The organism is Streptomyces sp. NPDC012510 (assembly GCF_042955065.1).
Classification (GTDB): Bacteria; Actinomycetota; Actinomycetes; order Streptomycetales; family Streptomycetaceae; genus Streptomyces.
Genome location: NZ_JBIBEN010000042.1, coordinates 1 through 25,728 on the forward strand (window position 1 = coordinate 1; position 25,728 = coordinate 25,728).

At 69.7% G+C, this 25,728-nt stretch carries 22 protein-coding genes, 2 pseudogenes and 1 riboswitch; of the genes and pseudogenes, 16 read left to right on the forward strand and 8 right to left on the reverse strand.

The features are described from left to right. The first annotated feature begins 314 nt into the window (after positions 1-314). The 3 genes from ACFY9I_RS41085 (at position 315) to ACFY9I_RS41095 (ending at position 2,253) form a co-directional block, all read left to right on the forward strand. Positions 315-512, forward strand: coding sequence for a hypothetical protein (locus tag ACFY9I_RS41085; protein ID WP_391012258.1), 198 nt, complete (start codon positions 315-317; stop codon positions 510-512). 126 nt (positions 513-638) lie between these two features. Next, positions 639-1,622 carry a hypothetical protein gene (locus ACFY9I_RS41090; RefSeq protein ID WP_391012261.1) on the forward strand — a complete coding sequence of 328 codons (984 nt, stop codon included), beginning with the start codon at positions 639-641 and terminating at the stop codon, positions 1,620-1,622. Continuing rightward, positions 1,615-2,253, forward strand: a complete 639-nt coding sequence (locus tag ACFY9I_RS41095) for an SMI1/KNR4 family protein (protein WP_391012264.1) — start codon at positions 1,615-1,617, stop codon at positions 2,251-2,253. Before ACFY9I_RS41090 ends, ACFY9I_RS41095 begins: the two co-directional genes overlap by 8 nt. Before the next feature lie 21 nt (positions 2,254-2,274). Here the strand turns inward: ACFY9I_RS41095 and ACFY9I_RS41100 are convergent. Next, positions 2,275-2,397: pseudogene (locus ACFY9I_RS41100) on the reverse strand (ATP-binding protein); the annotation flags it as partial. Between the two features lie 364 nt (positions 2,398-2,761). Here ACFY9I_RS41100 and bla point away from each other — a divergent pair. Both bla and ACFY9I_RS41110 read left to right on the forward strand, forming a co-directional pair. Then, positions 2,762-3,754, forward strand: coding sequence for a class A beta-lactamase (bla, locus tag ACFY9I_RS41105; protein ID WP_391012267.1), 993 nt, complete (start codon positions 2,762-2,764; stop codon positions 3,752-3,754). Between the two features lie 290 nt (positions 3,755-4,044). Further along, positions 4,045-4,761, forward strand: a pseudogene (locus tag ACFY9I_RS41110) (IS6 family transposase). A 122-nt stretch (positions 4,762-4,883) separates the two neighbouring features. On the opposite strand, the gene ACFY9I_RS41115 reads toward ACFY9I_RS41110, so the two are convergent. From ACFY9I_RS41115 to ACFY9I_RS41135, 5 genes are read right to left on the reverse strand one after another with little or no spacing between them, the layout of a single operon-like run. Next, a complete protein-coding gene (locus tag ACFY9I_RS41115) occupies positions 4,884-5,783 on the reverse strand; it encodes a dioxygenase (protein WP_391012270.1) in 900 nt (299 codons plus the stop codon). Next, complete coding sequence (locus ACFY9I_RS41120) at positions 5,780-6,880, reverse strand: iron-containing alcohol dehydrogenase (RefSeq protein WP_391012273.1); 1,101 nt, start codon at positions 6,878-6,880, stop codon at positions 5,780-5,782. The genes ACFY9I_RS41115 and ACFY9I_RS41120 overlap by 4 nt, the downstream gene beginning before the upstream one ends. Further along, entirely contained in the window at positions 6,877-8,169 is a 1,293-nt protein-coding gene (locus ACFY9I_RS41125; RefSeq protein WP_391012276.1) for an MFS transporter, read from the reverse strand. The genes ACFY9I_RS41120 and ACFY9I_RS41125 overlap by 4 nt, the downstream gene beginning before the upstream one ends. Then, positions 8,166-9,722 (reverse strand): bifunctional 3-(3-hydroxy-phenyl)propionate/3-hydroxycinnamic acid hydroxylase, encoded by a 1,557-nt coding sequence (locus ACFY9I_RS41130; protein WP_391012278.1) that lies wholly within the window; start codon positions 9,720-9,722, stop codon positions 8,166-8,168. The genes ACFY9I_RS41125 and ACFY9I_RS41130 overlap by 4 nt, the downstream gene beginning before the upstream one ends. A gap of 16 nt (positions 9,723-9,738) precedes the next feature. Then, positions 9,739-10,737, reverse strand: coding sequence for an amidohydrolase family protein (locus tag ACFY9I_RS41135; RefSeq protein ID WP_391012281.1), 999 nt, complete (start codon positions 10,735-10,737; stop codon positions 9,739-9,741). A gap of 300 nt (positions 10,738-11,037) precedes the next feature. On the opposite strand from ACFY9I_RS41135, the gene ACFY9I_RS41140 reads away from it, so the two are divergent. Next, a complete protein-coding gene (locus ACFY9I_RS41140; RefSeq protein WP_391012284.1) occupies positions 11,038-11,832 on the forward strand; it encodes an IclR family transcriptional regulator C-terminal domain-containing protein in 795 nt (264 codons plus the stop codon). A 117-nt stretch (positions 11,833-11,949) separates the two neighbouring features. On the opposite strand, the gene ACFY9I_RS41145 is transcribed toward ACFY9I_RS41140, so the two are convergent. Continuing rightward, positions 11,950-12,756, reverse strand: coding sequence for a PaaX family transcriptional regulator C-terminal domain-containing protein (locus tag ACFY9I_RS41145; protein WP_391012287.1), 807 nt, complete (start codon positions 12,754-12,756; stop codon positions 11,950-11,952). 162 nt (positions 12,757-12,918) lie between these two features. On the opposite strand from ACFY9I_RS41145, the gene ACFY9I_RS41150 reads away from it, so the two are divergent. From ACFY9I_RS41150 to ACFY9I_RS41195, 10 genes are all read left to right on the forward strand, one after another. Next, entirely contained in the window at positions 12,919-14,457 is a 1,539-nt protein-coding gene (locus ACFY9I_RS41150) for an FAD-dependent monooxygenase (protein ID WP_391012289.1), read from the forward strand. Further along, the gene (locus ACFY9I_RS41155) at positions 14,454-16,547 is read left to right on the forward strand and encodes an acetate--CoA ligase family protein (RefSeq protein WP_391012291.1); all 2,094 of its coding nucleotides are present in this window, start codon (positions 14,454-14,456) and stop codon (positions 16,545-16,547) included. The genes ACFY9I_RS41150 and ACFY9I_RS41155 overlap by 4 nt, the downstream gene beginning before the upstream one ends. Continuing rightward, positions 16,540-18,213, forward strand: coding sequence for an AMP-binding protein (locus ACFY9I_RS41160; RefSeq protein ID WP_391012294.1), 1,674 nt, complete (start codon positions 16,540-16,542; stop codon positions 18,211-18,213). The genes ACFY9I_RS41155 and ACFY9I_RS41160 overlap by 8 nt, the downstream gene beginning before the upstream one ends. Continuing rightward, on the forward strand, positions 18,203-19,306 hold the full coding sequence (locus ACFY9I_RS41165; RefSeq protein ID WP_391012296.1) for a cupin domain-containing protein: 1,104 nt from the start codon (positions 18,203-18,205) through the stop codon (positions 19,304-19,306). The genes ACFY9I_RS41160 and ACFY9I_RS41165 overlap by 11 nt, the downstream gene beginning before the upstream one ends. Then, on the forward strand, positions 19,303-20,136 hold the full coding sequence (locus ACFY9I_RS41170) for a fumarylacetoacetate hydrolase family protein (protein WP_391012299.1): 834 nt from the start codon (positions 19,303-19,305) through the stop codon (positions 20,134-20,136). The genes ACFY9I_RS41165 and ACFY9I_RS41170 overlap by 4 nt, the downstream gene beginning before the upstream one ends. Then, on the forward strand, positions 20,133-20,831 hold the full coding sequence (locus ACFY9I_RS41175) for a maleylpyruvate isomerase family mycothiol-dependent enzyme (protein ID WP_391012302.1): 699 nt from the start codon (positions 20,133-20,135) through the stop codon (positions 20,829-20,831). Before ACFY9I_RS41170 ends, ACFY9I_RS41175 begins: the two co-directional genes overlap by 4 nt. A 74-nt stretch (positions 20,832-20,905) precedes the next feature. Then, a complete protein-coding gene (locus tag ACFY9I_RS41180) occupies positions 20,906-21,634 on the forward strand; it encodes an alpha/beta fold hydrolase (protein ID WP_391012305.1) in 729 nt (242 codons plus the stop codon). Positions 21,635-21,704: 70 nt separating this feature from the next. Continuing rightward, positions 21,705-23,021 carry an IS630 family transposase gene (locus tag ACFY9I_RS41185; protein WP_391012308.1) on the forward strand — a complete coding sequence of 439 codons (1,317 nt, stop codon included), beginning with the start codon at positions 21,705-21,707 and terminating at the stop codon, positions 23,019-23,021. Positions 23,022-23,146: 125 nt separating this feature from the next. Then, positions 23,147-23,761 carry a hypothetical protein gene (locus ACFY9I_RS41190; protein ID WP_391012310.1) on the forward strand — a complete coding sequence of 205 codons (615 nt, stop codon included), beginning with the start codon at positions 23,147-23,149 and terminating at the stop codon, positions 23,759-23,761. A 441-nt stretch (positions 23,762-24,202) separates the two neighbouring features. Then, positions 24,203-24,490 (forward strand): transposase, encoded by a 288-nt coding sequence (locus ACFY9I_RS41195; RefSeq protein WP_391012312.1) that lies wholly within the window; start codon positions 24,203-24,205, stop codon positions 24,488-24,490. A gap of 162 nt (positions 24,491-24,652) precedes the next feature. Here the strand turns inward: ACFY9I_RS41195 and ACFY9I_RS41200 are convergent, their stop codons facing one another. Continuing rightward, on the reverse strand, positions 24,653-25,516 hold the full coding sequence (locus ACFY9I_RS41200) for a tetrahydrofolate dehydrogenase/cyclohydrolase catalytic domain-containing protein (RefSeq protein WP_391012315.1): 864 nt from the start codon (positions 25,514-25,516) through the stop codon (positions 24,653-24,655). A 21-nt stretch (positions 25,517-25,537) separates the two neighbouring features. Continuing rightward, positions 25,538-25,624: riboswitch (ZMP/ZTP riboswitch) on the reverse strand. Positions 25,625-25,728 lie beyond the last annotated feature (104 nt).

Below are 25,728 nucleotides of genomic sequence, written 5' to 3' on the forward strand. Positions count from 1 at the left end.
CGGTCTACCTGCCAGCGGCCAGCAGAAGCCGACCTACCGACCGGAGATGCTGTCCGCCCACAGGCCAAGATCAAGATCTACAGCTGGAGTACTAAAGGGCTGATGTGGGTTGTGCTGGTCAGCGGCTTGCTGTGTGGTCGGTGAGATTCACGTTGAGGCCAGCCCGTCCTGCGGCGCGGGTGATGGCCAGTCGGCAGCCATCCGGACCGAGGCGGTGGTCGCGGAGGCGGCCCGTCTGGTCGACGGGGAGGAAGGTCGGCCCCTCGGTGAGGCCCGCAGCCTCCTTCCAAGCGAGCCAGCACCACACCGGGCGCGTGTCGGCGCTCTCTGTGCTCCTCGGCACGGTGACCGAGCGCGGCGAGCACCGCGGCCGTCGCCGCGTCGTAGCCGACGTCCGCTACGGGCTCGGCTGCCGGGGCCGCAGGCAGCAGTTCCCCGTCGACGACGTCCGCGTGTTCCAGCGCCATGACCACTCTGCTCTGAGGGGCGATCATGTCCGTTTTGCTGCCTGAGATATGGCTGGTTATCCGATGCGACGTAGGCCACAGGATGGGAAGCAGAGAAACTTTGCCGAAACGCCGTGCTGCTGCGCCTAGGGGGTAGAAGGCCTCGTTTCACCCACCCTCAAGGAGAACCGCATGCCACCCCGACTGGTCGCCGGCGAGTTCGTCAGCACACTCCGCCCGCACCGCCCGGAGAACATGGACGGAAAGGTCGTCCGAGGCGAGGACGGCGTACCCAGGGTCATCGTGAGCGTGACACTGAACGTCAACGTGCCCGCAGGGTCGCTGCCTGCACTGGCCATGTACGCGGAGTGGCAGGCAAACACGTGGCAGCCTGATCTGGACTTGGACTGGTCCTATTCCGCCAATGGTGAAGACGAGGGCGTCGATGAGCCGGTCGCCTCGTTCACCGAAGCCACCCGCCTCGCCCTACATGCGATCGAGAACGTCGCACAGTGGTTCCACCAAATCGAGATTGTCCCCTGCGCCTGCGACGCCGCCGGTCGCCGGTGCACGCATGCGATCCACAGGAGGGCCGGGCTGAGTCTGGCCCGTGCCATTCTCAGCATTGTCCTGATGAAGTTGGCCGAGTCCAGCTGGTTCCCGCTGCCCCTGCTGACCCGTGAGGCTCTGCTGGCTGCCCTGATCGCGCGCAACGCCGCCATCGAGGGCAACACGGAGACCGTGAACGACTTCAGCCGGACCTGGCTGGGCCTAGAGCACCCGGAACGCTGGCGCGAAGCAGTGGAGATGGCCCTGCTGGGCGGATGGGTCGGCCAGCTCGGCACCGGCATTGCCGATGACTCGGTCGTCACTGACCTGCTGCGGCGGCACTGCCACAGCGAGCACGAGCAACTGCAGCCGCTGTGGGAACGCAGGATCCGTGGCAAGCGCGTCGCCTTGCTGAGCTGCCCGATCGGGGACGGCTTGGCGCTCGCCGACGTACTCACCGATCCGCGCAGCCCGGAGAAAGCGCTACTGGACGGCCAGTTCAGTGATGACCGGATCGACTCCGTGCTGCGCCAGCTGCAGGCTCAGGAAGAGGATCTCGCCCTCCAGCAACGCGGGACTGGGAGGGCCTCGGGATACTGCATGGTGCGACAATCTGGCCGTGTCTGAGGAACTGTCGCGCTGGTATCGGGGCCGCCTGGTAGTGGGTCCGTTCAGGCCGTTCGACGTCGCCGAGCTTGAAGAACTCGAACGGGAGATCGAACTACCGCTGCCGTCTTCGTATCGTTCGTTCCTAGAAGCGGCTGGCGGGGAGAGCCTCACCTACTCGGTCCGTTTGCCAGCCTGTGAACCGGAGCCCGTTCAGAGCTTCGACGACCTTTACCAACTCGGCCGTGACGGCGATGGCGGATACGGTTGGGGCACCTTGCTTGGCGAGTATCGCCGCAGCCGTGACGGGTGGCTCGCTGGCGAGGTCTCACTGGTCGGCCTTCTCCCGATCGCTCGCAACGGCGGCAGTGACACCCTGTTCTTGGACCTGAACCCGGCCACCCACGGCCAGCTCCATGCCTTCGTGCATGGCATCCCTCACCCTGGATACCTGCCGAAGGGTGTCTTCACCAAAGTCGCTGACGACTTCGACGCCTACCTCGACAGCCTCGCCGTCGACCCGGAGTTTGCCGCGGACACCTGGGCCGATGTCGTCAACAGTGACTCCGCCGACCCTTGGCGGCGGACCGTCGAGGAATGGCTGAACAAGGAACTGCCGGGCTGGCGCAATGAGTCGTGGGCAGCGGCCTGAGCTCCTGGTCGGCGTAATCGGTCACGCGACGTCGGTGTCGCGCTCGATGGCCTTGAGCCGGTTCTTGAGCCGGTAGCTGGGGCCGTTGATGGAGATCACCTCGCAGTGGTGCAGGAGGCGGTCGAGGATGGCGGTGGCGAGGACCGGCGGGGGTGCCAGTGGCGGTGATGTGCAGGCCGTCGAGGAGGTGGGCGGGGGAGAGGTGGTAGCGGCTGCGAGGCGGGTGAGGTAGGAGGCGGTGCGTACGGCGGAGCGGATCAGGCCGTGGAGGTGGTACGGCCACAGGCCGAAGGGGTCCTCGCGGACGAATGGCCGCTCCGTCAGCCGCTGGGCGGGTCCTTCGGGGGTGAGGCCCCACCCTGACGTTCGCCAGCGAGATCCATTTTGAGGGCCAGGCGGCCGAAGCCGATCAGGACGGCGAGGCGACCGAGCGCATACGTGCCGGCATGCTGGGGACGACTGTCGCCATCCATATCGACATGGCGGAATGATCCATGGACACCGCTCGATGGTTTCTGATCTTCTTTTCGCCATGACACCACATCTCCCACTGCGACTAGGGGTCGCGACATTAGCCGCTTCTGCGCTGCTGGGCGGCCTCACTTATGTGGCGAGTGCCGTCACCGGCAAGGCGACCACCTCCGGCGTCGCCGCCCGGACGGGGAGTAACGCCCCCTCCGGCTCCGACCTGAACATGACGCTGCAGGAGCTCGAGAAGTCCTACGACGGGCGTATCGGCGCCGTGGGCATCGATCTTGGGACCGGTAGAACGGTCGGCTATCGGGCCGACGAGCGCTTCCCGTTCAACTCCATGTTCAAGGTGTTCGCGTGCGCGGCAGTGCTGCACAAAGCGCGCACCAGCGACCCCGGGCTGATGGACAGGGTGGTTCGCTGGAAGCCTGCCGAGATGGCCGAGCTGACCGCGAACTCCCCGGAGACCACCGAATACACCGACACCGGCATGACGCCTGCACAGCTGTGCCGCGCCGGGATCACCAAATCCGACGGCTTCGCGGGCAACACGTTGCTGAAGCAGATCAACGGGCCGCGCGGACTCACCGAGTTCTTCCACACGACCGGTGATCGGACAAGTCGCCTGGATCGACCGGAGCCTACGCTGACCGAGTGGAAGCCCGGTGAGAAGCGCGACACCACCACCCCCGCAGCGGCCGCACAGACCTTCACCGAGCTCACCACGGGCAAGACCCTTGATCCCCGCGACCGAGCGCGGCTGGTCGGCTGGCTGAAGGGCAGCCTCACCGGCGCCAATCGGATCCGGGCGGGACTGCCCAAGGATTGGACGGTCGGCGACAAGACCGGCACCGGCGGCGCGAGAAACTACGGCACCGCCAATGACCTGGCGATCGTCTGGACACCTGGATCGAACGCGCCGATGGTCTTGGCGGTGTTCACCAACCGCACCTCCAACAACATCCCGCACGATGACAAGGTGATCGCCTCCACCGCGACGGCGCTGGCCAAGGCCCTCGGCAGGTTGTGACCGGCCGTGGGGTCGTGACGCTGTCCGCAAGCCGAAGCGCCCTGGGCGCGCTGGGCGGGCGGCGTACTCTTCCGCCGGCCGTGTACCCCCGGGGGCCTCCGGCGGGGAACCGCTCCAGGACGGTGCGGGACTGCTCGGTTCGGTCACCTGGTGTCCAAGTGGGCCCAGGATCGGCGGGGTTGGGGCCGGCCTCTCGACAGCATGGGGTCCGCCTGGGGGAATAGGGCGCTGTCACGTTGGCTGACCGGGTGGGATGATCTCCGGGTTGATCACGCTGGGAAGGATCGTCCCTGGACAGTGCGTCGCCGTCGTACAAGGGGCATCGCTACCCGGTCGAGGTCATCTCCCAGTGCGTGTGGCTGTACTTCCGCTTTCCGCTGTCGTTCCGCGAGGTGGAGGAGCTGATGCTCCAGCGCGGCGTCATCGTCTGGTACGAGACCGTGCGCCGCTGGTGCGCCAAGTTTGGGCAGGCGTATGCGAACGGACTGGGCAGCCGCCGGCCCCGGCCCGGGGACAAATGGCATTTGGACGAGGTGTGCATCAAGGTCAACGGCGAGCTGAAGTATCTGTGGCGAGCCGTCGACGTCGGCGGCAACGTCCTCGACATCCTCGTGCAGAACCGGCGGGACAGGGCCGCCGCCAGCGGTTCTTCCGCCACCTGATGAAGAAGACGCGTGCGGTGCCGCGGGTGGTGGTCACCGACAAGCTGCGCTCCTACCGCGCCGCCCACCGCGAGGTCATGCCCTCTGTCGAGCACCGCTGTCACAAGGGATTGAACAACCGGGCCGAGAACAGCCACCAGCACGCGGCAGCGGGAACGCGCGATGAAGGGCTTTCGCTCCGTCGGCGGGGCGCAGCGGTTTCTGTCCGCGTTCACCGGCATCTCGCCGCACTTCCGGCCCCACCGTCACCTGATGCCCGCACATCACTACCGAGCCGAGATGACCGTCCGCTTCGCCATCTGGGATCAGATCACCGGCGCCGCTGGCCGGCCCACCACGGCCTGAACACAGGACCGGACCCGGGGTCCATCACGCCCCGACACGCCGTCAGGCAATCACGTACCCAACAACATGACAACGCCCTCCGCCGCAGTCCGCTGTCGATGGTGACCGCCCACACGACGCCGTCAATCCCTCACGTCGACATCCGGCTGCTCCTTCCTCAGCACGATGTCGAAGCGCGCCGAGGTCCAGGTGCCGTCGATCCGACGCCCGTCCGGCGTCGGTGTCCCGGCCTCGTGGCGCTCGAACGGGCGGATGAGTGACTCCTTGACCCCGAACACCGAGTCCCGCTCCTGCCAGGCGTCGCCCGCCACGAAGATGTGGGTGATGAGCGTGCGGAAGCCCGGGGCCGTCACCTTGAAGTGCAGGTGCGGCGCCCGCATCGGGGAGCGGCCGGCGTGGTCCAGCAGCCGGCCGACGGGGCCGTCGTCCGGGATCGGATACGGCGTCGGGGTGAGCCCCCAGAACCGGTAGCGGCCCTCGGCGTCGGTGAACAGGTGCGCGCGCCCGGCGAGATCACCGGCCCCGGCGCCGTTGTCGTACTGGACGTCGTACATCCCGTCGTCGTCGGCCTCCCACACCTCGACGCGCGCCCCGGCGACCGGGGTGCCGTCCGGCCCCGTGACCCGGCCGTCGACCCAGGACGGTTCGCCGCTCGCGCCGCCGGCGATGTCTCCTCCTTGCTCGATCGCGGGTGAGTCCTGGACGAAGAACGGCCCGAGGACCGTGGACTCGGTGGCCTCGCCGTCGCCCGGTTCGTTCACCGTGACGGTCAGCATCGAGATGCCGAGGACGTCCGAGAGCAGCACGAACTCCTGGCGGGTGTCGGTCGTGATGTGACCGGCCGCCGTCAGGAACCCGATCGCCTCGTTCCACTCGTCCTCGGTGAGCCGCGTCTCGCGCACGAACGCGTGCGCGTGGCGTACGAGGGCCTGCATCAGCTCACGGAAACGGTCGTCCTTCGCGGAGTCGAAACTCGCGACGACCTGGTCGGTCAGTTGTCGCTCCGTCATCGATTCGGTCATCGCAGGGGCTCCGTCCCAGGGAGGAGGGGGACCTGTACCGGCGTGTCCCCACGGCACGCCCGCCCCAGCAGCGCGCGCATCTCGCCGTGGGTCACCCGGCGCGGGTTGGAGTCCGGTACCTGTGCCATGGCCAGGTCGGTGGCCCGGTCGAGTTCCTCCTCGGGGAGGCCCAACTCGCCCAGTGAACGCGGAGGTTGGAGGTCCGCGTAGAGGCCGAGGAGCGCCCCGAAGGGATCGGCGGGTGCGTCGAGCGCCGCTCCCAGCCACCGCCCCGCCTCGGGTGCGGCCGGCAGGTTGAGGCCGACCACATGCGGCAGGACCACCGAGTGCAGGGCGGCGTGTTCGAGGTTGTACGCGCCGCCGAGGACGTGGCACACCTTGTGGTGCAGTCCGGAGCCGGCCCCGGCGAAGGCGACTGCTCCGAGATAGGTGCCGAAGAGGATGTCGCGCCGGGCCGCGACGTCCTGGCCGTCCGCGACGATGCGCGGCAGCGAGGACGCCAGCGACCGGACGCCCTCCACGGCCAGGGCGGAGCTGATCGGGTTGTGCCGGGGCGCCCACCACGCGTCGACGCAGTGGGCGAGCGCGTTGAGGCCTGACGTCACCGACAGCCGGGTCGGCAGCGACAGCATCAGCGTGGCGTCGTAGACGACGACCCGGGGGAGTACCTTCGGATCGACGCCGGTGCGCTTGTGGCCGTCCTCGGTGAGGCCCCAGACCGGGGTCGCCTCGGAACCGGCGTACGTCGTCGGGACGGCGAGGATCGGGAGCCCGGTGGTGAGCGCCGCCGCCTTGGCGGTGCCGGTCGTCGAGCCGCCGCCGACGCTCAGCAGCAGGTCGGCCTCGTGCTGGTGGGCGGCGGCGCGTACGGCCTCGGCGACCTCGACCGGGACATGGGGGCGGACCTCGCCGAAGACCGCCACGACGGGGAGGTCCTCGCAGATGTTCTCGGCGAGGGCCCGCTCCCCGTCGGCCGTGATCACCAGGACCCGGCTTGCGCCGAGCCCGGTGATCGCGGCCGCCACGTCGTCCCGTACGGTGCCGGAGCCGAAGACGACCCGCTGGCCCCAGGACTCGTAGAACACGGAAGCGGTCACGCGGCCACCGTCCGGGCCCGGGGCACGGCACCCGCCGCGAAGGCCCCGACGAGGGCGGGGACGGCGAAGGCGTAGAAGGCCCACTCGATCTCGGCTCCAGAGCTGAGGACGAACGCGCCCAGGGACGGGCCGACGATGGCGCCGAACCGGCCGATGGACAGGGCCCAGGCGAGTCCGTTGCCGCGTACGGCGTCCGGGTAGCGGGTCACGATGAACGCGTTGCCGAGGATCTGCGAACCGATGAACCCGAAGCCGCTGATGAACATGAGTACGAACATCACGGCCGTCGGCGGACGCGTGCTCATCGCGATCAGGCTGACCGTGCCGACGAGGAACGCGACGACCACGACCCGCTTGGCGCCGAGCGCGTCCGCGATCCGGCCGCCGACGATCGCCCCGACGCCCACACCCAGCCACATGGCCGCCGTCTGCAGCAGCGCCGAGCCGAGGGAGAAGCCGGCGGCCTGCATGATGCTGGGCAGCCAGGTGCTGATGCCGAAGACCAGCAGCAGTCCGCAGAAGGACATGGCCCAGAACAGGACGGTCGGGACCGCGAGTCCGCCGGTCAGCAGCGAGCCGAGGCCCAGCCCGCGGCCAGGGTCCGTCGTCGGAGCGTCCGCCGCGGGCGCCAGCCCGAGCCGCTCCTCCACCGCGCGTGCCTGGTCGGGGCGGCCGGTACGACGCAGGTGGAACGGGCTCTCCGGCAGCCGGAGCACGAGCGGGACGGCCAGGAACACCGGGAGCACACCGATCACATACAGCCACCGGTACGAGACGTCCGGGAGCAGAGCCGTGCCGAGCAGCGGGGAGAGCAGGGCGCCGGCCGCGTAACCGCTCATGATCAGGGCGACGTTGCGGCTGCGTCGGCTCGGGTCGCTGAGGTCGGCCACGTACGCGTTGATCGTCGGCAGGACGACACCCAGGCCGAGCCCGACGATCAGGCGTCCGGCGCCGAAGGAGGGGACACCACCCGCGACCGTGCAGATCGCCATGCCGAGCGTGAACAGGGTGGTCCCGGCGAGCAGCAGCCGGCGCGGGCCGGTGCGGTGGACGAGGGCTCCGGCGAAGGCCGCGCCGATCAGCATCCCGATGCCGACGAGCGAGCCGATCGTGCCCGCCTCGGCCTTGTCGATGCCGAGCGAGGGATCACCCAGGATGGAGGGGACGGTGACGCCGTACACGGCGAGATCGTAGCCCTCAAGGGAGGAGACGATCCAGGCGGCGACCAGGATGAAGGTGTTCGCGGGCACTCTGCTGACTCGCGGGCGTATGACAGAGGGAGCGGTCATGGCCGGATCCTTTCTCCGACGGTGGCAGGAGCCTGCATGGGCTCTACTGCGTTGGCAAGGGTCTTCAGGAGCGCCGGGACGCCGGAGAGGGTGTCCGCGGTGCCGAGGATGTGGAAGTCGGGCCGCCACAGGACGGCGGTACGGCCGGTCTCGTCGAACCAGCGCCCGTAGACGCCGCCGACATCGGTGACCCCCTCCGTGGTGAGGCGACGGTCGGTGAGGTGGTGGACGCGGACGCCGAGCCGAGCGGCCTCCGCTGTGGCCGAGGCGTTGAGCGAGGTGCCGTCGCGGCCGTCGACGAGGAGGACGAAGCCCCGGCCGAGTACGGCGTCGAAGAGCCCCTTGGCGCCGTCGTGCTCGACCCGGCCGTGCGGCATCAGATGCCCTGCCTGCGGGGACGCGTCGTGCAGCCCCGGGCCGAGTCCCGGGAACCGCATCTTCTCCGGGCGCCCGTTGGCCTCGCGCTGTGCGATCAGCCGGGCGTCGCGCTCGGCGGCGGCCGCCGGGTCGCGCATGGTCTGCACCCGGCCCAGCTCGATGCCCTTGGCGATGATGGCCCGGACATGCGGCTCACGCTCGCTCTGGTACGTGTCGAGCAGCGCGTCGTCGGCGCCGCGCAGCACGGCGTCGAGCTTGAACGCGAAGTTCTGCGCGTCCCGGATGCCCGAGCACATGCCCTGCCCCAGGAACGGCGGCATCTGGTGAGCTGCGTCCCCGGCCAACAGGATCCGGCCACTGCGCCAGCGCTGCGCGACCAGCGAGCGGAACGTGTACGTGGCGACACGGATCAGCTCGGCCTGAGAGCGGTCGACGTAGGCGGCGACCCGGGCCCACACCCGGTCGGGCTCCCGCTCGACGGAGAAGGAGTCCTCGGAGTCGAGCATGAAGCTGAACCGGTGGTGCTTCGGGCCCAGCGAGATGATCGAGATCGGCTGCTTCGGGTCGCAGACCTGGCGGGCCTTGGGGATGTCCGCCCCGCCGCCCTCGGTCAGCCGGAAGTCGCAGACCATCCACGGCTCCGAGAAGCCGTGGTCCTCCTGCCCGATGCCCAGCCAGGTGCGGGTGAAGCTGTTGCCGCCGTCGCAGGCCACGACGTACCGGGCGGAGACGGCGTCATCGTCCCCCTCGACCTGGATGTCCACACCCTGATCGGTGTGGTGGAGTCCGGTGACCCGGGAGTCCATTCGGACCCGGACGTTCTCCAGACCGCGGACCAGGCCGTCGAGGGCGTCCTCCAGATAGGGCTGGTACATCATGTACCACTCCGCCCAGCCCTGGCCGCCGACGGCGGCGAAGTCGTGCTCGATGAGCAGTTCGCCCGCGCCGTTGCGCCACTCGTAGTTCCGCTGGACGTGCAGCGTGGGCAGCAGGATCTCGGAGAGGCCGAGGCGGTCGAACGTCCGCATCGTCTCGTCGTCGAAGATCGCGGCGCGCGGCAGGTTGTAGAGGGTGGGGTAGCGCTCCAGCACGATCACGTCATGGCCTGCTCGACCGAGCAGTGCCGCCGTGACCATGCCCACGGGTCCGTACCCGATGACGGCGACGTCGTACATGTGGGTCCCCCTGTGCTCAGACACCGGCGTAAGCGGGTGCCGGGGTCGGGGTCGGGGCGAGGCCGAGCAGCTTCTCGGCGTTGAGGTGGCCGATCTTCTGCCGGTCGGCGTCGCTGATCGGCGCGTCCCGCAGGAACTTCGTTGCCGTCTCCATGTCCTCGAACGGGTAGTCGGTGCCGAAGAGGATGTGGTCGGCGCCCATCGAGAGCAGCGCGGTGAGCAGCGGCGCGGAGGAGCAGACGCCGCTGGTGGTGATGTAGAGGTTCTCGCGGAGGTACTCCGAGGGACGGCCGCGCTTGAGCTCGATGCCGTGGTGGGCGTGGAAGTCCCAGCGGGAGTCCATGCGCCACATCACGAAGGGCAGTCCCTCTCCCATGTGGCCGAGCAGGAGCTTGGCCTTTGGGAAGTCGTCGAAGACGCCGCCGAAGATCAGGCGCAGCACGTGGGTGGCGGTGTCGATGCCCCAGCTCCACATCGGCCCGACGAGTTCGGGGTGGCCGGACAGCACGTGCGCGGTGTCGACGCCGTTCGCCGGGTGCAGATAGAGCGGCACGTCGAGGTGCTCGGCGCGCTCCCAGACGACCCGCAGCTCGGGGTCGTCGAGGTACCGGCCGTGGGTGTGCGCGTTGACGAGGGCACCGCGCAGCCCCAGTTGGGTGACCGCGCGCTCCAGCTCGTCGGCGGCGGCCCTGGGGTCCTGGAGCGGCAGGGCGGCGAAGCCGGAGAAGCGGTCGGGGTGCTCGGCGATGACGCCGGTCAGGAAGTCGTTGACCGTGATCGCCTGCCGTACGGCGGCGGCCGGGTCCCTCTCCGCCTGGAGGCCGGGGGAGTTCAGGGACAGCACCTGCATGTCCAGGCCTGCCGCGTCCATGTCGTCGAGGCGTTCCTCGGTGAGGTCGAGGAGCCGGCGGGAAGCCTCGGCCCACGCCTGGGGCTGGGCGATGGAGGCGGTGGACGCGCCATGGCCCACCAGGTCGGGGGTCACGAAGTGCTCTTCGAGGCCGATCAGCTTCATTGCGGAGTTCTCCTCGGGGAATCGCCGGGGCGGCGAGGTGAGGTGCGGGTCGGATGTGAGAGACCGGGCACTGGGGAGCGCTGGCGTGTGCGCTGACAGAAGCGGCTCAACGGTGGCTGCGAGCGGGCCGTCGGTGCGACGGGGGAGCAGCCGGGGCGGTGTGAGCGCCACCGGTGCGCAGTTCACCAGAACGTAACGCGTTCCGCAATAGTGAATGCAGATCCGTTTGAAGACGCTGATCCGCTTGTCGCGCCGATAGGCTGATCGCGTTCAACCGCAGGCAGGGGAGAGGGCTGTGCCGTGACCAGTACTGAGCCCAAGGAGAGCAACGGGACCAACGGGGAACGGCAGGGCATCCAGTCCGTCGAGACCGCGATGCGGGTCCTGCTGGCCCTGGAGAGCGGTGGCGGCGCGCTGAGCCTGTCCGCCATCGCTCAGGCCAGTGGCATGCAGCCCAGCAAGGTGCACCGCTACCTCGTCAGCCTCGGCCGCATCGGCCTGACCTCGCAGGATGCCGCGTCCGGCCTCTACGACTTCGGGGCCACCATGCGCCGCATGGGCGCCGAGGCGCTGCGCCGCACCAACGAGGTCGCGGTGGCCGGCGGCCACGCCACGCGACTCCGCGACCGCACCGGCCACTCAGTGAATCTCGCGGTCTGGGGCGACCGCGGCCCGATCGTCGTCAGCTGGGCGTACGGCACCCGCCCACTGCCCTTGACCGTGCGCGTCGGCGCCATGCTGCCGCTGGTCACCTCATCGGTCGGCCGGGTCTTCCTGGCCCACCTGCCCGAAAGTCTCACCGACGAGGTGCTCCGAGAAGAACTGCGCGGCAAGGAGGCCGAATGGCCCGCCGAGCGCCTCGCGGCCACCCGGGAACAGGTCCGTGAACAGGGGTACGCCGAGACCCGCGGCAGCGTCATCCCCGGCATCATCTCGATCGCCGCCCCCGTCTTCGCGGCCGGCGACCCGCTGCCGCTCGCCGTCTCGGTGGTCCTCCCGGAGGGCCTGGGCACTCCGGACCACGTGGCCGAGGTGACCCGAGAACTGCGGACGACGGTGACCGAGGCATCACACGAGCTGGGTCATCTGACGTAGGCCGACAACCGCGCCCTGAAAGGGGCGCGGGGAACTGCGCGACCAGCCACGACGCGGCGGCAGTCGCCCGCCGGCAGAGCGAGGTACATCCAACGGCGCTGTCAGCTCCTGGCGGAGCTATCGGCTGCGACTGCCGACCACCTCGTCGTAGTACGCCTCTGCCGCGGGTCCCAGCACATCATGCGCCTCGATGAACATCTCGTACGCCTCATGCCCCACCCACCCCGCCGGCAGCAACTCGGTCGGTAGATCGGGGTCGCGGAACGGAAACCGGCGGTAGTCGTACGTCAGCCGCATCCGCTCCACCAGGGCCTCCTCGGGACTCAGATGCCCGGCCCGATAGGAGGCCATCCGCCCGCGATACGTGCGCAGCAATTCCCGGTAGTCCTCGTTGAGCCCGTCGAGGTCCCAGCCCCGCGCCGCCATCTCCCGGTCGACGGGCAGGCCGCCGGACTGACAGCGCAGTGTGTCCAGCCGTACGGCGGGCTCGTCCGCGAACTTCTCCCGGACCTGCTGGAGCCGGTCGCGCGGGGAGACGTACGTGGATGGTGCCAGCGGGCCGAAGCCCAGCCAGGCGAGCTCCTTGCGGATGCGGTCCCGCACACCGCGCTCGGTCTCCGGCACCGAGTAGATGACCATGTACCAGTGCCGGTCCCAGTCGGCGGGCGCCCGGTCGAAGATGCGGGTACGGCCCTCGTCGAGGAGCTGGAGACTGCGCTTGTTGAGCGCGTAGACGGTCTCCCGGCCCTCGCGTCGGACATCGAACCAGCCCTCCTTGCGCAGCCTGGCGAGCACCACGCGCACGGTGCTCTCACCGACGCCGAAGCAGCCCATCAGCGTGCTGAGCGTGCGCATCCGGGCGGCACCGCCGCGGTAGCGGACGTAGTCGCCGAACAGGTCGAAGACAATCGATCGAGGCTTCACGGAAACGACTATGTCACACGCACGGCCGTCGCATGGATGAGTCAGCTTCCTGGAATCGCGAGGGAGAAATGCGCGACAAAATATTGACGCCCGTGTATCTGTTGACACAGGATGCCTGCGGGCCTGAGTCTGGGCCTGTACTCGAACGTGAAGGCGGAGGCCATGGTTTCTCGGATCGCTTGCGTGGGAGGCGGCCCCGGTGGGCTGTTCTTCGCGGCGCTCATCAAGCAGGCCGACCCGTCGATCGAGGTGACGGTCTTCGAACGGAATCGTCCGGAGGACACCTTCGGCTTCGGCGTGGTGTTCTCCGACGCGACCCTGGCCGCCATCCACGAGGCCGACCCCGTACTGCGCACCGCGCTCGCGGACCACGGCCGCCACTGGGACGACATCGAGGTGCGGCTCAAAGGACAGCGCATCCGGTGCGGCGGCAACGGCATGGCCGCCATCACCCGCAAGACCCTGCTCCAGCTCCTGCACCGCCGGGCCGAGGAGGTCGGCGTCGACCTCCGGTTCAGCCACGAGATCCCCGCCGACCCGGACCAACTGGCCGACTACGACCTGATCGTGGCCGCCGACGGCGCCAATTCCCGCTTCCGCGACCGGCTCGCCGACGTACTCGTGCCCGAGGTGGAGGTCGCGACGGCCAAGTTCATCTGGTTCGGCACGGACTACCTCTTCGACGGTCTGACCTTCGTCCACGAGCACGGTCCGCACGGCACGTTCGCCGTGCACGGCTACCCGATCAGCGACGAGGTCAGCACGTTCATCGTGGAGACCGACGAGGAGTCCTGGCGGCGCGCGGGGCTCGACGAGTTCGACACCGCGCAGCCGCCGGGCCCGAGCGACGAGAAGACCAGGCACTACCTGGAGAAGCTCTTCGCCGAGCAGATCGACGGCCACCAGCTGCTGGTCAACAACTCACGCTGGGGCAACTTCCGCACCCGCCGCACCCACCGCTGGCACAGCGGCAACGTCGTCCTCCTCGGTGACGCCGCCCACACCGCGCACTTCTCCGTCGGCTCCGGCACCAAGATGGCCATGGAGGACGCCGTCGCCCTCGCCGACAGCCTCCTCACCCACCGCGACGACCTGCCGACCGCCCTGCAGGCGTACGAGGCGGTACGCCGGCCCTCGGTCGAGAAGATCCAGGGCGCCGCCCGGCCCAGCCTGTCCTGGTGGGAGAACTTCGGGCGCTACCACGACGCGTTCCGACCCACCCAGTTCGCCTTCCACTTCATCTCCCGCTCCATCGGCAAGGAGCGGATCGCCCGCCGCGACCCCGAGTTCGTCGACACGGTCGTACGGGACTGGCGCGTCGCCCACGAGGGATCCACCCCCCTGGACACCCCGTTCATGGACTTCGACGGCCGGCGACTGACCCCAGCCCAGCTCGCCGCACTGCGCGGCGAGGACTCCCGCTGCCTGTGGCTCACCGCGCCTGACACGGAGACCGAACTTCCCTCGCTGCACGAGCAGTTGGCCGTCGCATTGATCGGTGACGTACCGCCGGACCTCGTCGCCGTCCAGGACGGCACCCCGCTCACCCGCTCCCTGCTCGCCGAGCAGGCCCGGCTGGTGTACGGCGTCCCCGCGCTGATCGTGGAGGACGCGATGGACGACGACCGGGCGGAGACGCTGCTGCTGTCGGGGCGGGCCGACCTGGTCGCCTCCGCCGCGGAAGGGCGGGGCGAGGCATGACCACGGATCTGACCCCGCTCCTGACGCCCGAGGGCGTCGTCGTGATCGGCGCCTCGCGGCAGGCCGGGAAGCTCGGCGCCGCCATGGCCCGCTCCCTCACCCCCTTCCCCGGAGCCCGCGCCCTGGTCAACGCCCGCCGTCCCGACCCCGCCGAGGGCGTGTACGCCTCCGTCGCCGAAGCCGCCGCGCACACCGACGGACGGCTCGACCTCGCCGTCCTGTGCGTGCCCGCGTCCGGCTGCGCGGAAGCCCTGGCCGAGGCGGCCGCCGCCGGCTGCCGTGCCGCGCTGGTCTGCGCCGGCGGCTTCGGCGAGGCGGGCCCCGAGGGCGAGGAGTACGCCGACGAACTGCGGCGCGTGGCCCGGGAGACCGGGGTCCGGCTGCTCGGTCCCAACACCTCCGGCTTCTTCGCGCCCCACCTGGGCCTCACCGCCAGCTTCGTACCGGCCGCCGGGCAACTCCCGGCCGGGGACATCGCCGTGGTCGCGGCCAGCGGCGGCGTCAACCACGCGCTCTCCTTCGACCTGGTCGCCGCCGGGAACGGCATCAGCCTCGGCGTCGGCATGGGGGCGGGCCTCGACGTCAGCGCCGCGGATGTCCTGGAGCACCTCGCGGAGGACGACCGTACGACGGCCGTGGCCCTGCACCTGGAGACGGTGCCGGACGGACCGCGTCTGGTGGCGGCCGTGCGCACGGTGGCTGCGACGAAGCCGGTCGTGGCGCTGGTCGTCGGCCGCAGTGACATCGGTGACTTCGCCCGGTCGCACACCGGCGCGCTCGCCACGTCCTGGCGCACGACACGGGCCGCGTTGCGTCAGGCCGGGGCCGTCGTCGTGGACGACGAGCGAGAACTGGTGGACGCGCTCACCGCGCTGTCCCGCATTCGGTTGCGCCCGCTGTCGGACCCGGGGCTCGGCATCGTGACCGCCCAGGCCGGTCCGGGGCTGCTTCTGGCGGACCGGGCGGGCACCGACGGCATCCGCGTACCGGAGCTGACCACGACCACACAGCACGCGCTGAGCGAGTTGCTGCCCCCGCTCACGTACCAGCGCAACCCGGTCGACACCGGCCGCCCCGCCGAGACGTTCGCCCGAGTCCTGGACACCACGGCCGGCGACCCGGCGGTGGACCTCCTCGCCGTCTACGCCCTGACCGAGCCCGACAGCGTCGACCTCGCCTCCGCCGCCCAGGACGCCGGCCTCGGCGCCGACGCCCCGGCGGTGGTGGTCGTCGGCGGCCTCCCCGAGGACGTGACCGAACAACGGGCCCGGCTGCACAAGGCCGGGATCCCCGCCCTCACCGGACCGGCGGCCGCCGCCAACGCCGTACGGGCACTGGTCGCGGACGCACGGGGGCAGGCCCTGCGGGGCGAGGTGGACAGGGGTTCGTCGGACACGGCGGGCCTGGCCTCGGAGGCGGTCACTGCCGTACCCGTACCCGTACCCGTCGGCCCCCTCGACGAGGACGCCGCCAAGTCCTTCCTCGCCGGACTCGGCATCCGCACCCCCGACCGCGTCGCCTGCGACAACCGCACAGAGGCTCACCGGGCCCTGCGCCGATTCGGCGGCCCCGTGGCCGTCAAGGTGCTCGACGCCGCGATCCTGCACAAGACGGAGATCGGCGGAGTCCACCTGGGCGTCCGCACCCCCGAGGAGCTCGACGCGGCGCTGGACGCCATCGGCTCCGACCGCCGCTACCTGGTGGAGGCGATGGCCCCGGCCGGTGTCGACCTCGTGCTCGGCGTGCGGCGGGACCAGGTGTTCGGGCCGGTCGTGTTGGCGGGGCTGGGCGGTACGGCCGCCGAGGCGCTCGCCGACGTGGCGATCCGGCTCGCCCCCCTGTCCGTGACCGAGGCCGCCACGATGCCCGACGAACTGGCCGCCCGCGCCCTGCTCGACGGCTGGCGGGGCGGACCGGTGCTGGACCGTGCCGCGTTCGGACGGGTCGTCGCCGCGCTCGCCGCCGCCCTGGCCGCGAGCACGGAGACCGCCGAGATCGAGATCAACCCGCTGCGGCTCACCGCCGACGGGCTGATCGCCCTGGACGCCGTGATCGTGCCCACGCCCACCAAGGAGAAGGACCATGCCTAGGCCGAGCAGCGAAGGAGCTGTGCCCTGGCCGGCGGAGTACGCCGAGCGCTACACCGCGAAGGGCCACTGGGAGGGCGTCGCCCTCGGCGACCGGTTGCACGCCGCCGCCGACGCGACGCCCGACGCGATCGCTGTCGTGGACGGCGACCGCAGGGTGACGTACCGGGAGCTCGCCGAGCGGGCGGACGCCGCGGCGTCGCGCCTGGCCACGCTGGGCCTTCGCCCGGACGACCGGATCGTGGTGCAGTTGCCCAACACGGTCGAGTTCGTGATCCTCACGTACGCGTGTCTGCGCCTCGGTGCCATCCCCGTGATGGCGCTGCCCGGCCACCGCAGACACGAGATCGGCCATCTCGTCGAGCACAGCGAGGCCGTGGCCATCGCGGTGCCGGACGCACTGCGGGACCACGACCACCAGTCGATGGCGTTCGAGATCGCCGACTTCTCGTCAACCCTCGCTCATGTACTGGTCCTTGGCGACAAGGTCGGTGACAGCGCCGTGGACCTGCGGGAGCTGTGCGCCGAGCCCGCCGCACCGGACGCCCGGGCCGCCGTCGACGCGTACCGGCCCGACAGCCGCTCCATCGCCGTCTTCCTGCTCTCCGGCGGCACCACCGGACTGCCCAAGCTCATCGCCCGCACGCACGACGACTACCTCTACAACGCCCGCCGCAGCGCTGAGGTCTGCGAACTGGGTCCCGACACGGTCTACTTCGCCGCCCTGCCCCTCGGGCACAACTTCCCCCTCGCCTGCCCAGGCCTGCTCGGGACCCTGCTGAACGGCGGCCGGGTCGTCCTCGGTTCGCCCAACCCGGACAAGGCGTTCCCGATCGTGGAGCGCGAGGGCGTCACCGTGAGCGCCCTGGTGCCGGCCATCGCCCAGCGCTGGCTGGACCACCACCGGGAGAACCCCGGGCACGACCTGAGTTCGCTGCGTCTGCTCCAGGTCGGCGGCTCCCGCCTCGCCGACCACATCGCCCGCCGTGTCCGCCCCGAACTGGGCTGCACGCTCCAGCAGGTGTTCGGCATGGCCGAGGGCCTCCTCAACTACACGCGCTTCGACGACTCCGAGGACGTCATCTGTACGACGCAGGGCCGCCCCATGTGCGACGACGACGAGCTCCTCGTCGTGGACGAGCTGGGCAACCCGGTCCCGGACGACAGTCCTGGTGTGCTGCTCACCCGGGGGCCGTACACCCCGCGCGGCTACTACCGGGCCGAGGAGCAGAACGCCCGCGCGTTCACCGAGGACGGCTGGTACCGCACCGGTGACATCGTGCGACTGCGGCCCGACGGCAATCTCGTCGTCGAGGGACGCGACAAGGACATGATCATCCGGGGCGGGGAGAACATCTCCGCCGAGGAGATCGAGAACTTCGCGTACCAGACCCCCGGCGTCGCCCGCGCCGCCGCCGTGGCCATGCCGGACGCCCAACTCGGCGAGCGGGTCTGCCTCTACGTCGTACCGGAACCCGGACACACGGTCACCCTCGACGACGTCCACCACGTCATGGAGCGCGCGGGCACCGCCCACTTCAAGTTTCCGGACCGGCTGGTGACCGTCCCCGAACTCATCGCCACCAAGGTCGGAAAGATCGACAAGAAGGCCCTGCGCGCCGACATCGTGCGCCGCCTCGACGCCGAAGGAACCCCCGATGACCACTGACCCGGTGACCAGCGTCTCCGTCATCGCCCCGGACGAGACCGACCCCGACCTGCGGAAGCTGTACGACGGCTTCGCGGCGGCCGGGCTCATCCCGCTGTGGACGGAGATCGGCAACCTGATGCCGCTGACCCCTCAGCCCGACGCCGTACCGCACGTCTGGCAGTGGGACACGCTGCTGCCGCTGGCCCGCCAGTCCGGCGACCTCGTTCCGGTCGGGCGCGGCGGTGAGCGCCGGGCGATCGCGCTCGCCAACCCGGGCCTGCCCGGACGGCCGTACGCGACTCCCAACCTGTGGGCGGCGATCCAGTACCTGGGCCCGCGCGAGGTCGCCCCCGCGCACCGGCACTCGCAGGGCGCCTTCCGGTTCATCCTGGAGGGAGAGGGCGTGTGGACGGTCGTCAACGGCGACGCGGTCGAGATGCGCCCCGGCGACCTCCTCCTCACCCCGTCGATGCACTGGCACGGCCACCACCACGTCGGCGACGAGCCCATGGTCTGGCTCGACGGCCTCGACATCCCGCTCGTCCACCGACTCGACGCCGGGTTCTTCGAGTTCGGGGAGGACGGCGTGTCGGACCGCTCGACCCCGCCCCGCTCGCGCAACGAACGGCTGTGGGGCCACCCCGGACTGCGCCCGATCGCGGCCCCCCAAACCCCCAACTCCCCGCTCATGGCCTACCGTTGGGCCGACACCGACGACGCCCTCACCGCCCAGCTGGAGCTGGAGGACGAAGGACACCCCGGTGTCATCGAGCCCGGCCACGCGGGCATCCGCTTCACCAACCCCGCCACCGGCCGCGACGCCCTGGCCAGCCTGCGCACCGAGATGCATCGGCTGCGCCCCGGCACCACCACCGCCACCCGCCGCACCGTCGGCTCCTCCGTCTGGCAGGTGTTCCGCGGCAGCGGCACGGTCACCCTGGACGACCACGTGATCGAAGTGGCCGCCGGCGACCTGATCGCCGTCCCCTCCTGGTGCGCCCTGATCATCAAGGCGGACACCCAGCTCGACCTGTTCACCTTCAATGACGCGCCCCTCTACGAGGCGCTCGACCTCGCCCGTACGGACATCACCGGGAGCACGACCTCATGAAGCTCGCCACCATCCGCACCGCCGACGGCACGGTGGCCGTCCGCCTCGACGGCGACCGGGCCGTGGAGGTCGGCGCCCCCGACGTCGCCACCCTGCTGCGCCGCCCCGACTGGCGTACGGACGCGGCAGCCGCCGACGGTCCCGCGCACGAAGTGGCCGCCCTCGACCTCGCCCCGGCCGTCACGACCTCCGCGAAGATCTTCTGCGTGGGCCACAACTACCGCACCCATATAGCGGAGATGGGCCGCGAGATGCCTTCGCACCCCGCCCTCTTCGCCAAGTTCGCCAACTGTCTGCTCGGCGCCCGCGACGACATCGTCCACCCGGGCGAGACCGAGGAACTGGACTGGGAGGCCGAACTCGGTTTCGTCATCGGCTCCCGGCTGCCCCGCCGGGCCACCATGGTGGAGGCGGCCGCCGCGATCGCCGGCTACACCGTCGTCAACGACATCTCCATGCGGGACTGGCAGTGGCGCACCCCGCAGTGGCTCCAGGGCAAGGCGTGGGAGGCCAGCACTCCGGCCGGTCCCTGGCTGGTGACGGGCGACGAGATCGACGACGCGGCCGACCTGGAGATCCGGCTGGAGGTCGACGGCGAGGTCATGCAGCGCTCCCGCACCTCCGACCTGCTCTTCACTCCGGCGGACATCGCCGCGTACATCAGCACGTTCACGACCCTGGAGCCGGGCGACCTCATCCTCACCGGCACCCCCGGCGGGGTGGGCGCGGCACGCGACCCCAAAGTGTTCCTGAAGCCGGGGCAGGTCGTGCGGACGGTCGTCGAGGGCATCGGGGAGTGCGTGAACACGGTCGTCGAGGACAAGCCGTGAGAGTGCTGGACTGGATCGCCGACGGCCAGGTCCGGCTGCAGGAGGCGGTCGACGCACTGCCGCCGCACGCCGACACCGAACCGTCCGCCCTCCCCGGCTGGACCCGCGGCCACCTCCTCACCCACCTCGCCCGCAACGCCGATGCCCTCGTCAACCTGCTGACCTGGGCCCGCACGGGAATCCCCACCCCCATGTACGCCTCCCCGGACCAGCGCACGACGGACATCGAGGCCGGTGCCGGCCGCCCGCTCGCCGAACAGCGTGCGGACGTACGGGAATCCGCCGAGCGCTTCCGGAAAACCGCCGAGGCGCTGTCGGACGACGACTGGTCGGCCACCGTCACCAGCGGGATGGGCCGACAGATCCCGGCCTCCGAGGTGCCGTGGCTGAGGGCCCGTGAGGTCTGGATCCACCTGGTCGATCTGCGGGTCGGCGTCGGCATGGACATTCTGCCGCCAGACCTCGCCTGGGCCCTCGTGGGCGATGTGGCCGGGTGGATGACGGCCCGCGTCGATCCCGGAATCGGCGTCGAGTTGAGCGCGGCCGGACACGGCACCGTCGCGCTGGGCGCCGGCGCCGTCGGTGCCACGGTCACCGGGCCGCCGTACGCCCTGGCCGGCTGGCTCATCGGCCGGGGCACCCCTGAAGCCTTGCAGGTCACGGGAGAACTCCCGGACATCCCGAACTGGCTGTGACCACCCGTCTCCAGCTGGTTGCGACCCCTCATGTGATTGCTCGATGTGTGACTACTCGATCAAGGGAGATCGATATGAGCGAGACCTTCGTCCTGGTGACCGGCGCCTGCCACGGCGGCTGGGCCTGGCGCCCCGTCGCGAACGAACTGCGGGCCGCCGGGCACCAGGTGCACACCCCCACCCTGGCCGGACTGGGTGAGAACGACGACCCGACCGATGTGACCCTGACCGACTGCGTGAACAGCCTCGTGGAGTACGTCGAGCAGGCCGGTCTGGAGGACGTCACGCTGGTCGGCCACAGCTGGGGCGGTTTCGTCCTGGTGGGCGCGGCACCCCGGTTCGCCTCCCGACTGCGGCGGCTGGTCTTCTGGAGCGCGTTCGTGCCGAACGACGGCGAGTCCCTGATCGACGCGTGCCCGCCGCACTACGGCGAGATGTTCCGCGCCGTGGCGGCAGCCTCCGGCAACAACGGGGTGACGTTCCCGTTCGAGGTGTTCCAGCAGGCGTTCATGCAGGACGCCGACGAGGAGACCCAGCGGATCGTCCACTCCCTGCTCGTGCCGCAGCCGCTCGGCACGTTCACGGAGAAGCCCGACACGAGCGCCTTCCAGGCCCTCGACATACCCGCCGCCTACGTCCTGTCCGCCGAGGACCTCTCCCTCCCCGGCGAGTGGCACTGGGCCGAGCGGTTCCCCCAGCGCCTGAAGAACCCCCTGATGATCGAGACCCCCGGCAGCCACGAGGCCCTCTTCACCCGCCCCGCCGAACTTGCCGACGCGTTCGTCCGGGCCTGCGCGATCTAGCGTCCCGCGCCGTAAATCATGCGGGTAAGTTGCTACCCTTTTCGCCGTGTCGTATCCGGGGCCTTCTCCCATGTCGATCACGTTGTCTGAGGACGAGCGTGCCGAGTTGGTGCGTCGAGCCGGGTCGCGGGACCGGAGAGCTGCCGAGCGGGCCCGGATCATTCTGGCGTGCGCTGACGGGATGTCCAATGCTGCCGTGGGGCGGCTCGTTGACGTTCAGGCCAAGACGGTGGGCAAGTGGCGCCGGAAGTTCGCGGCCGAGGGGTTGGCCGGGCTGCAGGACGCGGGCCGGATCGGCAGGCCGAAGGCGGAGCTGGTCCTGAGCGACGCCGAGCGGGACCAACTGGTGCGCTGGGCGAGGCGAGCGAAGACCGCGCAGTACCTCGCACTGCGCGCAAAGATCGTGCTGCGGTGCGCGGAGGGCGGGACACACCGGCAGGCAGCCGCCGATCTCGGGGTCGACGAGTCGACCGTGGAGCGTTGGCGGGCCCGGTTCATCGCCAAGCGCCTGGACGGACTGCACGACGAGCCGAGGCCCGGCCGGCCGCCCTCGATCCTGCTCGACCAGGTCGAAGACGTGGTCGTCGCGACACTGGAGTCCACTCCGGGTGAGGACACCCACTGGTCGAGGGCCTCGATGGCCGCGCGCACGGGACTGTCGAAATCGACCATCGGGCGGATCTGGAAGAAATTCGATCTCAAGCCGCACCTGCAGGACTCCTTCAAGCTGTCCACTGACCCGCAGTTCGTCGACAAGGTCGTGGACGTGGTCGGGCTCTACCACAACCCGCCCGAACGGGCGGTGGTCCTATGTGTCGATGAGAAAAGCCAGATCCAGGCGTTGGACCGCTCGCAGCCGGTGCTGCCGATGATGCCCGGCATGCCCGAGCACCGCACCCACGACTACCTGCGGCACGGCATCACCAGCCTGTTCGCCGCGTTCAACATCGCCGACGGCACCGTCATCAGCCAACTCCACCGACACCACCGCGCCATCGAGTTCAAGAAGTTCCTGATCGCGATAGACAAGGCTGTGCCGGCCGAGCTGGACGTGCACTTGGTCTGTGACAACTACGTCACCCACAAGACCCCCGAGATCCAGAGGTGGCTTGCTCGGCACCCGCGCTTCCACGTCCACTTCACGCCGACCGGCTCCTCCTGGATCAACCAGGTCGAGCGGTGGTTCGGCCTGCTGACCGACAAGCTCATCCGCCGCGGCGTCCACACCTCCGTTCAGGCCCTGGAGAACGACATCCGCGACTGGATCGAAACCTGGAATGCGAACCCGAGGCCCTTCACCTGGGTGAAGACCGCCGACGAGATCCTCAACTCGCTCGCCGACTACCTCGCCAAGGTCAGGACCACCACCGACACAACCAAGCAATAACCCTCAGAATTTCGGGCGCATCACACTAGTCAGCAGCAGAAGCCCCCAACGACCTGACTGAATGGCCCGGCACAACAATCGTCCCCCACTGGCAACGCGCACCGCGTGGCCACCAGAATCACGCCATGGACGCAGGACTTGCAGGACTCCTCGGTGGCGTCATCGGCGCCGCGGTCGGCGCGGTCGGCGCTACGACATCCGCCTGGATCACCGGAAGGAAGGCAGAGCAACAGGCCAAGATCCAGTCCGAGACGCAGTTAGGGCAAGCCCGCCTTCAGATAGATGCTGAACGGACTCGTGCTCTTCGCGAATCTCGCAAGAGTGCCTACCTGGCCTTCGCCGAAAGCTGTCACCTAGTACACGGAACGCTGAGCGAAGCGACCGTCAAACTTGGAGGCATCGAAGCAAGCGACCCTCCCGACGAACGCGAAGAGCGCCGCCAAGCCGCCCGCCACCTCTGGAACGAAGCACGAACTCTGCACCGCCAGCTCGACCGCCTTCAGCACATTGTTTTCATGGAAGGACCCAGCGAGATGGGCACTGCCGCGCAAGCGGCAACAGGCGCTTTGGCGCCGTATTTCGGCGCAGTCCTCGACTGGCTGCACGCGGTTGACAATGAAACCGAAACAACGCAACACCGGACAGAAGGGAATAGAGCGCACAGCGAGGCATACGGCAAGCTCCTGCAGTTCCTCTATTCCGCCGCCGATACCAACTTGCCGGACATACAGGACCGGTGAGCCCCGGGGTATTCAGGCAGTTGCAATACCCGACTCCACCATTAGCCGTCTTCCAGGACGACTGGTGCGGACCTACCGAGGCTTCCTAGACCGGCGGCGAGCCGAGCGCCCCCAAGAGGAATACCGCGAACCGACCCGATCGCCGCGGTCATGACCATCGGCACCGGCAGCAACGGCGTCTACGTCACCCCGCGCAACGCCCCCACGGCGCCCGTCGACCGAGTCGACGTACGCATCGCGAACGGCGCACAAGGGCGACCTGGCGCGCACCCACGACGGCGAAGAACCGCTGTCCGTGCGGTCCCCCGAACCGACAGGCGGCGATGACGGTGATCGGTCGCCGGGCGCCCCTGCCGCGTCATCAGGAAATGCCCCTCGACCAGGAGGCAGACGGTTTCATCCTCGGCGCTGAACGGTTCCTGGCGGCCGCGGAGTTCGCCCATGGCCACGCCGGTCTGCCGACGGTACGGGCGGGCACGGCGGGACCGCGACGCCGCCCGCGACGTCTTCTGGCGGCTGCGCCTCACCCAGCCGCAGATCACCCAGGTCTGGGCCGACCGCGGCTACGCCGGCGAACTCGTGGACTGGGCCCGCGACCGCCTCTGGCTCACCCTGCGCATCGTCTCCCGGCCCAAGGGCACCAAGGGCTTCGTCGTCCTGCCTCGCCGTTGGAAAATCGAGCGGACGATCGGCTGGTGCATGAACGCCCGCCGCAACGCACGCGACTAAGAACGACTGCCCCAGCACTCCGAAGCACACCTGAACTGGGCACTCATCACCACGATGACCCGGCGGCTCACCCGCAAAAAGCCCGCACCAACTGGACCAAAAAGGTCGGGTCAGCAGGCTAGCCGCTTGTCGTCCACGCCAAAATCAAGGGTGCCCTCCTCATCAGCCGGCCAGCCCAAGCTGGATGGATGCCGCGTCGACCGTCTGCGCCAGCAGGACTGCGATGGTCATGGGTCCGACCCCGCCGGGGACCGGCGTGATCAAGCGGGCACGAGTACGGGCAGTGTCGAAGTCGACGTCGCCCACGTTGCCAGGGTTGTATCCGGCATCGATCACGACAGCCCCCGGCTTGACGTCTTCGCCGCGAATAAGCCGAGGCCGTCCCACGGCCGCCACAACAACGTCCGCTTCCTGCACGATCGCGGCCAGATCGGTCGTACGGGAGTGGCAGTAGGTGACAGTGGCGTCCCGGGCGAGCAAGAGCATTCCGACGGGCTTGCCGAGGATCGCACTGCGACCCACGACAACGGCATGCTGACCCGCAAGATCGACCTCATACTCGTCCAAGAGCCGCATGATTCCGCCCGGGGTGCACGATGCGAATCCAGGCAGCCCGAAGCTCATCGCCCCGAAGGAGCTCATCGTGACCCCGTCGACGTCCTTCTCCGGCGCGATGGCCTCGAATGCCGCCCGCTCATCGATGTGAGGGCCTACGGGGTGCTGAAGCAAGATGCCGTGCACTCCGGCGTCCCGCGAGAGGGACTGGAGGGTCTCCACCAGCTCAGCGGTTGTAGTGGTGGCCGGCAGGCTGACAAGCCGGGACTCAATGCCCGCCTTCGCGCAACGGGCCCGCTTCATCCGGACGTACGTCACCGAAGCCGGATCCTCACCTACCAGCACCGTTGCGAGGCAAGGCGTCACGCCGACACGTCGCACAAGCTCTGTCGCCTTGCTTGACGTCTCCTCAACGATGCGTCGGGCAAGGCCAACGCCGTCCATGAGCCGGGCTGTCTGTGTCTGGGACATGGTCGCCTCCAGGCGTCGCTGACCACTCGCCCAGGCGCACGGCATCGACCGATTCGTCAGACCGCTCCCCGGTGGTGCTCCACCTCAGCGCCAGTCACGGCCCACGCACCACTCTAGGGTGAAGTTTCCCCGTGATCTTGGACACTCGTTCGTTACGCCGCGAGGGCGTGTTGATGCCGCTGTCTGGTCTCGGCCGGCGTGAGGTAGCCGAA